Source organism: Streptomyces sp. NPDC040432, assembly GCF_055595445.1.
This window is the reverse complement of the sequence record NZ_JBVIVP010000038.1, coordinates 1-13,634: the sequence shown is the minus strand read 5'-3', so window position 1 is coordinate 13,634 and position 13,634 is coordinate 1. Positions and strand designations below refer to the sequence as shown.

The following is a 13,634-nucleotide window of genomic DNA, read 5'->3' as shown; positions in this document are numbered from 1 at the left end:
GGTCCGACTACCGGCAGGCCGCTCCCGCGGCCGTCGCCGGGCGAGCACATCACGAGGAGGAAACCCCCGCATGACAACGCCACGGGCAACGATCGAGCGCCCCCCGTCGAGAACGGCCGAGGAGCGTCGGAGCATTGTTCGCGCCGCGCGGACGGTGCTGGCCCGCGAAGGATGGACGCGCTGCACCCGCGAGGCGACAGCGGCCGAGGCGAGAACCTCACCGGGTGTCGTGGAAGAGCACTTCCCGGACCAGGAAGAGCTGCTGCTGAGCGTGCTCCTGGACAGCTCCGCCTCCGTCGCCGCCGCCCTCGCGGCCGTCGCCGAGAGCCACCTGGAGGAGATCACCGAACTGGAACGCGGTCTCGCCGAACTCGGCAGGGCGTGGCTGGCTCCGCTGGAGGCGTTCCGCGAGCACTTCGCCATCGTGCGGCACGTCAGCGCCGAGGTTGCCCGGCTGCCGATCGAGGCCGTCGAGAAGTGGCAGGCCACCGGCCCGCGGCAGGCCCGTCGGGAGCTGGCCCTGCGGTTGCGGCGGGTCGCCGCCCGCGGCCTGCTCGACATCGCCGACGCCGACCAGGCGGCGGAACGTTTCATCTTGCTGGTTCCCTCCGGAGTCGTCCAGCGCTCCTTCCTTGGCGCGCTGCCCCTGGCGAAGGCCGAGTCCGATGCCCTGATCGCCGACGGTGTGGCGGACTTCATCCGCCTCTACCGGCCCTGACCCACGCACGTTCGAGGAAGAGAGACACCCGATGCAGCACAGCAATCTGATCGTGGCCCGCATGGACAACATGTCGAGCGACCAAGTGGCCCAGCTCTTCACCGAGTTCGACAAGACCGACATGCCGGAGCGGATGGGGACCCTGCGGCGCCGTCTGTTCATGTACAAGGGCCTCTACTTCCACCTCCAGGACTTCGCCGAGGACGACGGCGGCCAGCGCATCCAGGAGTCCCGTACCGACCCGCGCTTCATGAAGATCAGTCACGACCTGCTCCCGTTCATCCAGCCCTACGACCCGGCGACCTGGCGCAGCCCTGCCGACGCCATGGCCACCCGCTTCTACGACTGGACGGCATCGGAATGAGGTGCGACCACGCCGACAGGAGGGGAGGGCCGTGCCGGTGGCTCGCCGGGTAGTGATCACAGGGCTGGGGGTGCTGGCACCGGGAGGCATCGGGACCGGGAACTTCTGGAGCCTGCTGAGTTCGGGGCGTACCGCGACGCGCGGGATCACGCTCTTCGACTCCTCAGCGTTCCGCTCGCGGGTTGCGGCCGAGGTCGACTTCGAGCCCGCACTGCACGGACTGACCGCCGAGGAACAGCGCCGCATGGACCGCGCCGCCCAGTTCGCGGTGGTGTCGGCGCGCGAAGCGCTCACCGACAGCGGCCTCGACCTCGCCGGTTTCGACCCGCACCGCACCGGGGTCTGCATCGGCACCGGCGTCGGGGCGGTCGGCAGCCTCGACAGGGCGTACCGCGTGGCCAGTGGTGACGGCCGACTCGACGCGATCGCCCACACCTCCGTGCCGGCCGCGCTGTACGGGCACTTCGTGCCCAGTTCCTTCGCGACCGAAGTGGCCTGGGCCATCGGTGCCGAGGGGCCGTCCACGGTCGTCTCCACCGGTTGCACCTCCGGTATCGATTCCGTCGCCCACGCGGCGGATCTGATCCGGGAGGGCAGCGCCGACATCATGATCAGTGGTGCGACCGATGCCCCCATCTCACCGATCACCCTCGCGTGCTTCGATGCGATCAAGGCGACGACCTCGCTCAACGACGAGCCGGAGACCGCATCCCGGCCCTTCGACGCCTCCCGCAAGGGCTTCGTCCTGGGGGAGGGCGCCGCGGTCTTCGTACTTGAGGAACTCGACAGCGCCCGCCGACGCGGGGCGCGCATCTACGCGGAGATCGCGGGCTACGCCTCGCGGTCCAGCGCCTTTCACATGACCGGGCTGCGCCCCGACGGCCGTGAGATGGCGGAAGCCATCACGGTGGCGCTGGACGAGGCCCGGCTGAACCCCGAGGACGTCGACTACGTCAACGCGCACGGCTCCGGAACCAAGCAGAACGACCGGCACGAGACGGCCGCGTACCGGCTGGCCCTCGGCCGGCACGCGTACGCGACCCCGGTGAGTTCCGTCAAATCGATGATCGGGCACTCGCTGGGATCGGTCGGCTCCATCGAGATCGCCGCCTCGGTGCTCGCGATGGAGCACCACGTCGTGCCGCCCACGGCGAACCTGCACACCGCCGACCCCGAGTGCGACCTCGACTACGTGCCGCTCACCGCGCGCGAACACCGGACCGACGCCGTCCTCACGGTCAGCAGCGGTTTCGGAGGGTTCCAGAGCGCGATGGTGCTGGCCAGGCCCGACAGGAGGACCACATGAGCGCCAGGACCCTGGTCACCGGCATGGGTGTGGCCGCCCCCAACGGGCTGGGGGTGGAGGACTACTGGGCGGCGACCCGCGTCGGCAAGAACGCGATTGGGCCCGTCACCCGCTTCGACGCGACCTCCTACCCGGCACGGTTGGCCGGTGAGATCCACGGCTTCGACGCCAAGGAGCACCTGCCGGGGCGGCTCGTGCCGCAGACCGACCGGGTCACGCAGCTCGCCCTCGTCGCCGCCGACTGCGCGTTCGCCGACGCCGGCCTGAGACCGGGCGACATCGACCCGTACGACATGGGCGTGGTCACCGCCTCCTCCTCCGGAGGCACCGAGTTCGGGCAGAACGAGCTGCGCAACCTGTGGGGCCGAGGCGCCCGACACGTCAGCGCCTACCAGTCCTTCGCCTGGTTCCACGCGGTCAACAGCGGACAGATCTCCATCCGCAACGAACTGCGCGGTCCCACCGGAGTCCTCGTCAGCGATCAGGCAGGCGGCCTCGACGCCCTCGCGGAGGCCCGGCGTCAAATCCGCAAGGGGGCGAAGCTGATGGCCACCGGCGGCTTCGACGCTTCCATCTGTTCCTGGGGGTGGGCGGCGCGGCTCGCCGAGGGCCTGCTGACGCACTCCGACCGGCCCGAGCGCGCCTACCTCCCCTTCGACGAGGACGCGGCCGGCCAGGTACCGGGAGAGGGCGGGGCCTTGCTCGTCCTGGAGGACGAGCAGAGCGTCCGGTCCCGCGGCGCGCACACAGTCCACGGCGAGCTCGCGGGCTATGGTGCGACGCTCGATCCCCTGCCCGGCAGCGACCGCGAACCCGGCCTGCGCCGTGCCATCGACATCGCGATGACGGACGCGGACTGTCATCCGGCAGAGGTCGACGTGGTGTTCGCCGACGCGGCGGGCACCAAGCGGCTGGACCGCGAGGAGGCCGACGCCATCACCGCGGTCTTCGGTCCGCGCGGGGTCCCGGTCACCGCTCCCAAGACGATGACCGGCCGGCTGGGCGCGGGCGCCGCGCCGGTGGACGTCGTCTCGGCATTGCTCGCCATGCGCGAGGGCCTCATCCCGCCGACCACGAACGTGGAGCTGTCACCCGCGTACGACCTCGATCTGGTGACCGTGCGTCCCCGGACCGCCTCGGTGCGGACCGTGCTCGTGCTAGCCCGCGGCCGCGGCGGCTTCAACTCCGCGGTCGTCCTGCGCGCCGTCGACTGAAGGCCTCGGGCGTCACGCCCGGGCGGCGATCGGCGCCCCCAAGCCCCGCAGCCCGAAATCCCCGGGTGCGGTAAACCGATGAAGGGATCACCTTGTCAAAGCAGGAATTCACCTTCGACGATCTCAAGCGCATCCTCCTGGACGGCGCCGGAGCCGATGAGGAAGTCGACCTGGACGGCGATGTCCTCGACCGCGACTTCGATTCGCTCGGCTACGAGTCGCTGGCGCTGCTGGAAACCGGCGGCCGCATCGAGCGCGAGTTCGGAATCACGCTCGACGACGACGTCTTCACCGACAACAACACGCCGCGGTCACTGGTCGCGTCCATCAACGAGAGCCTCAAGGCGCTCGTCGACGCCTAGGCCGACAGAGCCTGGAGCGCCGTGGCGGCCGCCCCGACACGGCGGCCGCCACTTCCTACCCCGTAAGCCCATGCTTTTGGAGAAGAGACACATGTCGGATCAGGACAAGAGGGTCGCCGTCATCACCGGTGCCACCAGTGGGATCGGGCTGGCGGTCGCCCGGCTCCTCGCCGGGCAGGAACACCGGGTGTTCATCGGTGCGCGCAGCGCCGTCGCCGTCGCCGAGACGGTCAAGCAGTTGCAGGACGAGGGCCTCGATGTGGACGGCGCCGTCGTCGATGTTCGTTCCACGGATGAGGTCCGTGCGTGGATACAGGCCGCTGTGGATCGGTTCGGGACGGTGGATGTCGTGGTGAACAACGCCGGCCGTTCGGGTGGGGGTGTCACGGCTGACATTCCCGAGGAGTTGTGGCACGACGTGATCGACACGAACCTCAACAGTGTCTTCCGTGTCACGCAGGAGGCGTTGACGACGGGTGGGCTGCGGGGCAAGAGCCGTGGTCGGATCATCAACATCGCTTCCACGGCCGGTAAGCAGGGTGTGGTGTTGGGCGCGCCGTACTCGGCGTCCAAGCACGGGGTGGTCGGTTTCACGAAGGCGTTGGGCAATGAGCTCGCTCCCACGGGCATCACGGTCAACGCGGTGTGCCCCGGCTATGTCGAGACGCCGATGGCGCAGCGTGTGCGTCAGGGTTACGCGGCTGCCTACAACGCCAGCGAGGACGCCATCCTGGAGAAGTTCCAGGCCAAGATTCCGCTCGGCCGGTATTCCACTCCCGAGGAGGTCGCCGGTCTCGTGGGTTACCTGGCCTCGGACACCGCGGCGTCGATCACCTCGCAGGCCCTCAACGTCTGCGGCGGACTCGGCAACTTCTGATCGGCCGGAGCACGTTCCGATGCGGCCGGAGCACTCCCGATCCCACCGGAGCGCGCCCGGATCCCGCCGGAACGTGCCCGGATCCCGCCGCATCAAGCCCATACGCGCCGCACGGCGAACCGAACCGTCCCGAATTCCGAGGAGTCATGAGCATGTCGCAGCCGAGCCTGCGCGAGGTGGAGCACGAGATCACGATCTCCGCTCCGGCCGACGCCGTCTACCGGTTGATCGCCGAGGTCCGCAACTGGCCCCGGATCTTCCCGCCGACCATCTACGTCGACCACGTACCCGAGGGTGACAACGAGGAACGCATCCGGATCTGGGCCACCGCCAACGGCGAGGCCAAGAACTGGACCTCCCGCCGCACCCTGGATCCCGAAGGCCTGCGGATCACCTTCCGCCAGGAGATCCCGGCACCGCCCGTAGCGGCGATGGGCGGCACCTGGATCATCGAGGCGCTGTCCGGCGAGGAGTCCCGGGTCCGGCTCCTGCACGACTACCGGGCCATCGACGACGACCCGGCGAGCCTGGCCTGGATCGACGAGGCCGTGGACCGCAACTCGCGCTCCGAACTGGCGGCGCTCAAGTCGAACGTCGAGACCGCCCACGCCGCCGAGGACCTGACGTTCTCCTTCGAGGACACCGTCCAGATCCAGGGCTCCGCCAAGGACGTGTACGACTTCATCAACGAGGCCGACAAGTGGCACGAGCGGCTCCCGCACGTCGCCACCGTCCGGTTGACGGAGGACACCCCGGGGTTGCAGGAACTGGAGATGGACACCCGTGCGAAGGACGGTTCGGTGCACACCACCAAGTCCTACCGGGTCACGTTCCCGCACGAGCGGATCGCCTACAAGCAGACCACGTTGCCGGGGTTGATGACCCTGCACACCGGTTACTGGACGTTCGTCGAGAACGACGGGGGCGTGGCCGCCTCCTCGCAGCACACCGTCACCATCAACACCGAGAACATCACCACCGTCCTCGGCCCGCAAGCAACCGTCGAGGACGCCAAGCAGTACGTCCACACGGCCCTGAGCACCAACAGCCGAGCCACCCTCGGCCACGCCAAGAACCACGCCGAGAACAAGGGCTGACCATGGCTGGGGACTACACCGAGACTCAGGTGATCGTGGTCGGCGCGGGCCCCGTGGGGCTGCTGCTCGCCGGGGAACTGCGCCTGTCGGGCGTGGACGTGGTGGTCCTCGAAAAACTCACCGCGCCGACCACCGAATCGCGGGCGTCCACGCTCCACGCCCGCACCATGGAGATCCTCGACAGCCGGGGACTGCTGGAGCGACTGGGCGACATCCCGCAAGAAACCGTCGGGCACTTCGGGGGCATCGGCCTCGACCTCGGGCTCCCCGGCCCCTACCCGGGCCAGTGGAAGCTCCCGCAGACCCGACTGGAGGAAGCCCTCGAACAGTGGGCGGTGGACCTGGGCGCGGACGTCCGGCGCGGCCACGAAGTCACCGCCCTGACCGGGACCGGGGACGCGGCCGTCGCCGAGGTGCGCGGCCCGGACGGGACGAGCCTGTCCTTCCGGGCCGCGTACCTGGTCGGTTGCGACGGCGAGAACAGCGCCGTGCGCCGACTCGGCGGCTTCGCCTTTCCCGGGACCGACGCCGGCCGCACCCTGCTGCGCGCCGACGTCGAGGGCATCGACATCCCCGGCCGCCGCTTCGAGCGGCTGGAGGACGGCCTCGCCATCGCGGCCCGTCGACCCGACGGCGTGACCCGGGTCATGGTCCACGAGTTCGGGGCCGCACCCACCGGCACCGCACCGACCTTCGCCGAGATCGCCGACGCCTGGAAGCGCATCACGGGCGAGGACATCAGCGGCGGCACCCCGCTGTGGGTGAACTCCTTCGACGACGCGTCCCGGCAGGTCGCGGACTACCGCAAGGGCCGGCTCCTCCTCGCCGGGGACGCGGCGCACCAACAACTGCCCATCGGCGGCCAGTCCCTCAACCTCGGTCTCCAGGACGCCTTCAACCTGGGGTGGAAGCTGGCCGCGACCCTGGCGGGTGGCGGCGGGGAGGCCCTGCTCGACAGCTACCACCGCGAACGCCACCCGGTCGGTCAGGCCGTGCAGAGCAACGTCCGGACCCAGGCGCTGCTCCTGCTCTCGGGCCACGAGGTCGACGCGCTCCGGGACGTCCTCGCGGAACTGACCGGCCACCAGGACGTACGCACCCACCTGGCGGGCGCGGTGTCCGGCCTGGACGTCCGCTACGAGGTCGGTCCGGGCTCCGGACCGCTCCTAGGCCTGCGGGCACCCCTGCGGAACGCCGTCGGCGACGAGGCGGGCGACAAGGGCGGCACCACCACCACCTTCGAACTGCTGCGCTCGGGACGGGGACTGCTGCTCCTCGCGCCGGGCGACGACGCCCGCCGGGAGGAACTGCGTACGGCCGCCGCACCCTGGTCCGACCGGGTCCGTACGGCGACGGCCATCGCCCTGGACGGCGCGGCCGACACCGGCGCCCTCCTGGTCCGGCCGGACGGCCACGTCGTATGGGCGGACGGCGCCGACCGCGATGACCCCGACGGGGACGGCGGTGTCACCGGGGCCCTGGAGCGGTGGTTCGGGTCCGCACGGCCCCGGGAGACCGTACGGCCGGCAGCGGCACGGGCCCTGCGGGTGGTGCCCTCGACGGCACGGGCCGAGGAGAACCGGAGGAGCGGCATGGACAGACTCACGGGCCGGACCGCGCTCGTCACAGGCTCCAGTCGCGGCATGGGACGGGCGACCGCCCGCCGCCTCGCCCAGGAAGGCGCCCTCGTCGCCGTCCACTGCAACAGTGACGAGGCGGCCGCCCACGAGGTCGTCGCCGAGGTGGAACGCGACGGCGGTCGCGCGTTCGCGATCCGCGGCGAACTCGGTGTCGACGGCGATGTGACGAACCTCTTCACCGCCCTGGAACAGGGGCTGCTGGACCGGACGGGCCGTACGGACCTGCACATCCTCGTCAACAACGCGGGCGTGATGGGTGGTGTCGGCGCGGCCGACGTCACCCCCGAGCAGTTCGACCGGATCTACGCGGTCAACGCGAGGGCTCCGTTCTTCCTCATCCAGCGGGCCCTGCGCAACATGCCCGACGGGGGCCGGATCATCAACATCTCCTCGGGCCTGACCCGGTTCGCGAACCCGGACGAGATCGCGTACGCGATGAGCAAGGGCGCTTTGGAGCAGCTCGCTCTGCACTTCGCGAAGGTCCTGGGGCCGCGCCGCATCACCATCAACTCGGTGGCGCCCGGAATCACCCGCAACGGCAACCCGGTCTTCGACATCCCGGGGGCCGTGGAGCAGATGGCCGCGCTGTCCGCCTTCAACCGCGTCGGCGAGCCGGAGGACGTCGCCGACGTGGTCGTCTTCCTCGCGACCGACGAGGCACGGTGGATCACCGGCTCCTTCGTCGACGCCACCGGTGGCACCTTGCTCGGCTGAGCAAGGCCGATGCCGGGGCCAGGGCCGACGCCAAGGCTTACGCCCGGGCTTAGGCCAGGGTCAGGGCCGGTGCCAAGGCTCACGCCAGGGTCAGGGCCGGCGCCAAGGCTCACGCCAAGGCCGACGCCGTCCCCCAACCCGCCGGCGCACATCCACGCCGCCGCGCCGGCGACGGCGGGGCCGGCCGGGGAACCCTCCCCGGCCGCCCGGCCACTCCTCCTGATCCCCCCCCGTCCTCCCGCCTCCGCGGAACCTTGGTGAAAGCGAGCGTGCCGCCTCCGATGACTTCTTCGGTCGGCGCCGCGAGAACCGGCGCCGCGAGAACCGGGGTCCGTTGGGCCCTGGTGTTCGTGCTCGCCGCGAACATGCTGGTCGACGCCCTGGAAGTGTCGGCAACGCTGGTGGCCCTGCCGTCCGTCGGCCGCGGCCTCAATCTGTCCGTCACCCCGCTCCACTGGCTCGTCAGTGGATTCGCCGCCGGCTTCGGCGGGTTCCTGCTCCACGGCCGCCGACTGGTCGAGCGCCTGGGGCGGCGCATGGTCTACCTCGCCGCCCTGCTCGTCTTCGCCGCCGCGTCGCTGGCCGGAGCCGTGACGGACAGCGCGGCGCTGCTCGTCGCCACCCGCGTGGTGAAGGGCTGTTGCGTCGCGCTTACCGCGCCCACCGGGCTCGCCATCATCATGACCAGCGTCCCCGAGGGCGCCTCCCGGCGCCGGGCGGTGTCCCTCTACTCCTTCCTCGGCGCGACCGGCTTCTGCGCCGGCCTGTTGCTCTCGGGACTGCTCACCGGGGTCGGCTGGCGCTGGGCCCTCGCGTTCCCCGCGCCCGTGGCGCTGCTGCTGCTGATCGCCGGTCTGTGGCTGATCCCCCGCGACGAGCCCGCCCCGGGGGTGACTTCGGGGCGGGCACGGTACGCGCTGGTGGCTGCCCTCGCGCTGACCGTCGCGCTGCTGCTGGCGGCGGACGCCGCCGCGGCGGCCGTCGGCCCCGACCCGGACACCGCGCGGGTGGCCCTCCCCCTGGCGGGCGTCCTGCTCCTCGGGGCCCTGCTCGTACGGGCCGAGCGGCTCGCCGCCCACCCCGTGGTTCCCCGCGAGCTGCTGCGGTACGGGCCGCTGGTGCGCTCCGCGGCCGGGGCCGCCGCGCTGAACGGCTCGTACGTGGCCTTCCTCCTTGTGGCAGCCCTGGACCTCGACCGCGCCGGTCGGAGCCCGTGGGAGACGGCCCTCGTCTTCCTGCCGGCCGGAGCCCCGCTCGCGCTGACCGCACTCTGCTCGGCCCGGATCGCGGCCCTGCTGGGGCCGGCGAGGGCGGTCGCCGCGGGCGCCGCGGCGGCCCCGCTGGGCTACGTGCTCTACCCGCGTGACGGGGCGGACGGCGCGGGGTACTTCGACCTGCTGCCCGCCATGGGCTGCGTCGGCCTGGCCTTCGTCCTCGCCTTCACCGCCCTGCACCTGCGGGCGACCGGCGGGATCCCGCCGCAGCGGCAGGCGGCGGCCGGAGGGTTCTACCAGGCCTGCGTCCAACTGGGCGCGGTCCTGACGCCGGCCGCCGCGGCCGCTCTCCACGGCTCCGGCCGCGCCGCGGCGCTCTGGCTGGTCACGGCCGTGGGCCTGGCCGGCGCGTGCGTCGCCCTGGACGGGCTGAGGCCTCCCGCCGGGCGGAGCCGGCCCACCGAGGGCGTTGAACACGACCACCGCATTCACGAATCGCACGGGGCGGACACCGCGGCCCCGCGCCTCGCCACGGGCGGACGGGGACACCCGTCCGCCCCGGACAGGGAAGCATCATGACAACACTTCAGATGTCGAACACCTATGAAACGGACACCGGCGTGGTGCGGATGACCCCGCCGGACGTCGCCGTACTGGACGTCGTCGGACTGGGCGAGCGCACCAGCATCCTGGAGCGGTACGTGCGCGAGGAACTCGGCCGGATCCTCGGGATCGAGCCGCACCTCGTCGACACGACGGGCCGCCCCATGGGCTGCCTGGGAATCGGCTCGATCTCCGGCATAGAACTCCAGTACCGGATGGAGTCCACCTTGGGCGTCGACGTGAACCTCCAGCGGCTGCTGCTCGCCAACAGCGCGCAGGAACTCATCGACTGCCTCGCGGGGCAGTTCGGGCCGGAGGCCCACCTGCACGGTGCGCCGGTGCCGGCATGACGGCCGCCACCCTCCTCCCGGTCGCGCGCCCCGAGGTCAACCACCTGGACCTGCCGGACCCCGACTTCACCCTGTCCGGCGACCGGGTCGACCTGTGGCTGGTCCGCCGCCCCACCGGAGCCGACGCCGAAGCCCTGGCGATCGGGGAGCTCGACGACGACGAACGCCGGAAGGCCGACGCGTTCATCCGCAAGGCGGACGGCCTGCTCTACGCGGCCGCCCACGTGGCGGTGCGCCGGCTGCTCGGCCGCTACACCGAGGCCCGGCCGCAGGACGTGCGGTTCATGCGGGAGCCCTGCCCGGGCTGCGGCGAACCCCACGGCCGCCCGGCCATGTCCCCGCCGCCACCGCCGTTGCACTATTCGCTCTCGCACAGCGGGACGGTCGCGCTCGTGGGGGTCGGCACGGTGCCCCTCGGCGTCGACGTGGAGAAGCTCCCCGGAGCGGAAACCGTCGACATCTGCTCCAGGGCCCTCCAGGCGGACGAGCAGCGGGAGATCGCCGAGACCCCGGCGGGGGAGGAGCGCCGTCAGCTCTTCGGACAGATCTGGACGCGCAAGGAGGCCTTCCTCAAGGGCCTCGGGACGGGGCTGAGCCGTTCGCCGTCCCTGGACTACCTCGGCGCCGACCACGGCCGTCATCCGGACGGCTGGGCCGTGGCCGGCATTCCCGTCGACTCCCTGCACGCGGCCTCCGTCGCCGTGGCGGGCGCCGACCTCAGGACGGTCGACGTCCGGTGGGTGCCCGACGCGTGGCTCGCGTCCGAAGGCTCCGTGCGCGGGGCGTCCGACTCATGGGCGGCCCGCTCCGCCACCACCAGCTGACCGCGAATAAGGACGTGACCGGATGATCCGTACCGCCTTCGTCTTTCCGGGGCAGGGCTCCGAGTGTGCCGGGATGGGCAGGGAGTTGCTCGCCCTGCGTCCGGATGTGGCAGACAGTTATTTCCGGGTGGCGGATGACCTGTTGGGGTTTCCGTTGGGGCGGTCGTGTGTGGAGGGTTCGGCTCGGGATCTGGAGGATCCGGCGGTGGCGCAGCCGGCGGTGTTCCTGACGAGTTTGGTGGCGTTGGAGGTGTTGCGTGGTGAGGGGGTGGTGCCGGATGCGGTGGCCGGTCACAGCCTGGGGGAGTACGCGGCGTTGGTTGCCGCGGGTGTGTTGGAGTGGACGGAGGCGTTGTGGTTGGTGCGTCTGCGGGGTGAGTTGGTGGCCACCGTCGGGGATCGGGTCGGGAGTGCCACGGTCGCGGTGATCGGTTCGCATCGTACGGATGTGACGCGGATGTGTGCCGAGGCGCGGGCGGCGACCGGTCGTGTCGTTCAGGTGGCCGGTGAGAACGAGCCGAGGCAGACGGTCGTGTCGGGAGAGGCCGAGGCGGTCGCCCACGTCGTCGCGGCGGCTCGGCTGACCGGGGCACGGGTGGAACGGCTGCGGACCGGGGGACCGTTCCATTCCAGCCTGCTGGGAGAAGCCGAGGCGGAATTCACCGAGACGTTGATCGCCACCGAGTTCCATGCTCCGAGGGTTCCGCTGGTTTCCGGCGTGACCGGGGACTGGGTGACGAGCGCCACGGAGGCGGTCGTCACCCTGCGCAGCCAGCTCACCAGCCCCGTCCGGTGGACCGGGGCCGTCGAGTCGCTCGCGGCCTCCGGCGCGGAACGGTTCGTGGAGGTGGGGCCGGGGCGGGTGCTCGGAGGCCTGATCCGGCGCATCCTGCCGGGCGCACACGTACACGCCACGAACACCTCGGCGGGGTTGGCCCGGGCGGTGGACTCACTCACCGACACGACCGTGTGACTGTCAAGCGCGTGGCTCACCCCCCGGGGCAACACGTCGTTCCCAGGTCGGGAAAGGGTCGGATGACACCTTAATCGGTTCACGTCGCCGTGCCTCGGAAGCGGAAGTCGGACGAAGACGGCCGCCTCGTCGGATAAACCCGACGAGGCGGCCGTCTTTTTTCGTTCCTGACATCTTGAGAAGTAACTTGCGGAGTTACCGCGACGTCCTGACGCAAATTGACGGCAGCATGACATCTGGCTGGTTGACGTGCATATTACCCGTACAACAGACTCTTAGTAATCCAGGCGGACGCCTCTCGCATTCCACCACCCGGCGACGACCGTTCGGAAATGCAGCTGTCTTGCTGACGAGGAGTTATTTTAATGCGTTTCAATCTCATGGGCCCATTCGAGATCGTCACCGATGACGGCAATACATTCCGGCCCGGAACCCCGAAGGTTTGCCAGACGCTCGCTCTGCTGCTCACCCGCCCCAACGAGATCGTCACGGCCGACGCACTCATCCAGGAGCTGTGGGGCGAGAAGCCTCCGCGCAGCGCGGTCACGACGCTGCAGACGTACGTCTACCACGCACGCCGCATGTTCGCGAACGAGAACCTGGTGCCCGCGGGACGCACCCTGATCGTCACCAGCCCGCCCGGCTACGCCATCCAGGTCGACGCCTCCGAGATAGACATCTGCGTGTTCGAGCAACTCGTCGCCCGCGGCCGCGACGAACTGGGCGGCGGCGACGCCTCCGCGGCGCTCCACACGATCGGCCGCGCGCTCGACCTGTGGCGCGGCCCGGCGCTGTCGAACTTCCCGGCCGGAGACGTCCTCACCGGGCACATCGTGCACCTTGAGGAACTGCGCATCCGGGCCTTCGAGATCCGCATCGCGGCCGAGGACCAACTCGGCAGGCACCGCGAATCCATCCCCGAGCTGCGCCGCCTCATCAACGACTACCCGCTCAACGAGTGGTTCCACGGCCAGCTCATCGCGGCGCTCGGTACGGCGGGCCGGCGCGCGGAAGCCCTCCAGGCCTACCAGAACGTGCGACGCCTGCTGGCCGACGAACTCGGCCTGGAGCCCTCGCTGGAACTCAAGCAACTGCAGATCGGGCTCCTGAACCCGGCACGCCGGCTGACCCCCGCCCAGCCCGCACGCGAGCAGATCGCGGTGCGGTCGGCCGTCTGAGGACGGCCCTCCGGCAGGGCGCGGCTCCGAGGAACACACGAGGGACCGCACGCCGAAAGGGGAGTGGGGGGGGGGGGTTTGGGCCCCCCCCCCCCCCCCCCTCCCCCCTTCCCCCCCCCCCCCTCGGCCACGTTTGGCAACCCCTCCGGCGAGAGAAGGAGCGCCCTTTCTCTTTTTTTTCTCTCTCTCCCATTTCTCTT

Annotated in this window: 13 protein-coding genes; all 13 read left to right on the top strand. The window is 70.8% G+C overall.

Annotated features, from left to right (window positions below; genetic code table 11):
* Window positions 1-70: 70 nt before the first annotated feature.
* The 13 genes from ACZ58N_RS37555 (at window position 71) to ACZ58N_RS37495 (ending at window position 13,434) form a co-directional block, all read left to right on the top strand.
* Window positions 71-718, top strand: coding sequence for a TetR/AcrR family transcriptional regulator C-terminal domain-containing protein (locus ACZ58N_RS37555; protein ID WP_471169724.1), 648 nt, complete (start codon window positions 71-73; stop codon window positions 716-718).
* Window positions 719-749: 31 nt separating this feature from the next.
* On the top strand, window positions 750-1,082 hold the full coding sequence (locus ACZ58N_RS37550) for a TcmI family type II polyketide cyclase (RefSeq protein WP_471169721.1): 333 nt from the start codon (window positions 750-752) through the stop codon (window positions 1,080-1,082).
* 37 nt (window positions 1,083-1,119) lie between these two features.
* Entirely contained in the window at window positions 1,120-2,388 is a 1,269-nt protein-coding gene (locus ACZ58N_RS37545; protein WP_471169718.1) for a beta-ketoacyl-[acyl-carrier-protein] synthase family protein, read from the top strand.
* Window positions 2,385-3,602, top strand: a complete 1,218-nt coding sequence (locus ACZ58N_RS37540) for a ketosynthase chain-length factor (RefSeq protein ID WP_471169716.1) — start codon at window positions 2,385-2,387, stop codon at window positions 3,600-3,602. The genes ACZ58N_RS37545 and ACZ58N_RS37540 overlap by 4 nt, the downstream gene beginning before the upstream one ends.
* Before the next feature lie 92 nt (window positions 3,603-3,694).
* Window positions 3,695-3,964: an acyl carrier protein gene (locus ACZ58N_RS37535; RefSeq protein WP_471169715.1), complete on the top strand. Its 270-nt coding sequence runs from the start codon at window positions 3,695-3,697 to the stop codon at window positions 3,962-3,964.
* Window positions 3,965-4,055: 91 nt separating this feature from the next.
* On the top strand, window positions 4,056-4,841 hold the full coding sequence (gene fabG / locus ACZ58N_RS37530) for a 3-oxoacyl-ACP reductase FabG (RefSeq protein WP_471169712.1): 786 nt from the start codon (window positions 4,056-4,058) through the stop codon (window positions 4,839-4,841).
* A gap of 152 nt (window positions 4,842-4,993) precedes the next feature.
* Window positions 4,994-5,938, top strand: a complete 945-nt coding sequence (locus ACZ58N_RS37525) for an aromatase/cyclase (protein WP_471169710.1) — start codon at window positions 4,994-4,996, stop codon at window positions 5,936-5,938.
* A 2-nt stretch (window positions 5,939-5,940) separates the two neighbouring features.
* Entirely contained in the window at window positions 5,941-8,292 is a 2,352-nt protein-coding gene (locus ACZ58N_RS37520) for an SDR family oxidoreductase (RefSeq protein WP_471169707.1), read from the top strand.
* Between the two features lie 281 nt (window positions 8,293-8,573).
* Complete coding sequence (locus tag ACZ58N_RS37515) at window positions 8,574-10,085, top strand: MFS transporter (RefSeq protein ID WP_471169704.1); 1,512 nt, start codon at window positions 8,574-8,576, stop codon at window positions 10,083-10,085.
* Window positions 10,082-10,459 (top strand): acyl carrier protein, encoded by a 378-nt coding sequence (locus ACZ58N_RS37510; RefSeq protein ID WP_471169701.1) that lies wholly within the window; start codon window positions 10,082-10,084, stop codon window positions 10,457-10,459. Before ACZ58N_RS37515 ends, ACZ58N_RS37510 begins: the two co-directional genes overlap by 4 nt.
* The gene (locus tag ACZ58N_RS37505; RefSeq protein WP_471169698.1) at window positions 10,456-11,283 is read left to right on the top strand and encodes a 4'-phosphopantetheinyl transferase family protein; all 828 of its coding nucleotides are present in this window, start codon (window positions 10,456-10,458) and stop codon (window positions 11,281-11,283) included. Before ACZ58N_RS37510 ends, ACZ58N_RS37505 begins: the two co-directional genes overlap by 4 nt.
* A 22-nt stretch (window positions 11,284-11,305) precedes the next feature.
* Window positions 11,306-12,256, top strand: a complete 951-nt coding sequence (locus ACZ58N_RS37500) for an ACP S-malonyltransferase (protein WP_471169696.1) — start codon at window positions 11,306-11,308, stop codon at window positions 12,254-12,256.
* A 365-nt stretch (window positions 12,257-12,621) separates the two neighbouring features.
* On the top strand, window positions 12,622-13,434 hold the full coding sequence (locus ACZ58N_RS37495) for an AfsR/SARP family transcriptional regulator (RefSeq protein WP_471169693.1): 813 nt from the start codon (window positions 12,622-12,624) through the stop codon (window positions 13,432-13,434).
* Window positions 13,435-13,634: the final 200 nt, after the last annotated feature.

Coding starts and splice junctions, on each gene's coding strand:
- ACZ58N_RS37555 (WP_471169724.1), top strand. CDS start 71: ATGACAACGCCACGGGCAACGATCGAGCGCCCCCCGTCGAGAACGGCC.
- ACZ58N_RS37550 (WP_471169721.1), top strand. CDS start 750: ATGCAGCACAGCAATCTGATCGTGGCCCGCATGGACAACATGTCGAGC.
- ACZ58N_RS37540 (WP_471169716.1), top strand. CDS start 2,385: ATGAGCGCCAGGACCCTGGTCACCGGCATGGGTGTGGCCGCCCCCAAC.
- fabG (WP_471169712.1), top strand. CDS start 4,056: ATGTCGGATCAGGACAAGAGGGTCGCCGTCATCACCGGTGCCACCAGT.
- ACZ58N_RS37525 (WP_471169710.1), top strand. CDS start 4,994: ATGTCGCAGCCGAGCCTGCGCGAGGTGGAGCACGAGATCACGATCTCC.
- ACZ58N_RS37520 (WP_471169707.1), top strand. CDS start 5,941: ATGGCTGGGGACTACACCGAGACTCAGGTGATCGTGGTCGGCGCGGGC.
- ACZ58N_RS37515 (WP_471169704.1), top strand. CDS start 8,574: ATGACTTCTTCGGTCGGCGCCGCGAGAACCGGCGCCGCGAGAACCGGG.
- ACZ58N_RS37510 (WP_471169701.1), top strand. CDS start 10,082: ATGACAACACTTCAGATGTCGAACACCTATGAAACGGACACCGGCGTG.
- ACZ58N_RS37505 (WP_471169698.1), top strand. CDS start 10,456: ATGACGGCCGCCACCCTCCTCCCGGTCGCGCGCCCCGAGGTCAACCAC.
- ACZ58N_RS37500 (WP_471169696.1), top strand. CDS start 11,306: ATGATCCGTACCGCCTTCGTCTTTCCGGGGCAGGGCTCCGAGTGTGCC.
- ACZ58N_RS37495 (WP_471169693.1), top strand. CDS start 12,622: ATGCGTTTCAATCTCATGGGCCCATTCGAGATCGTCACCGATGACGGC.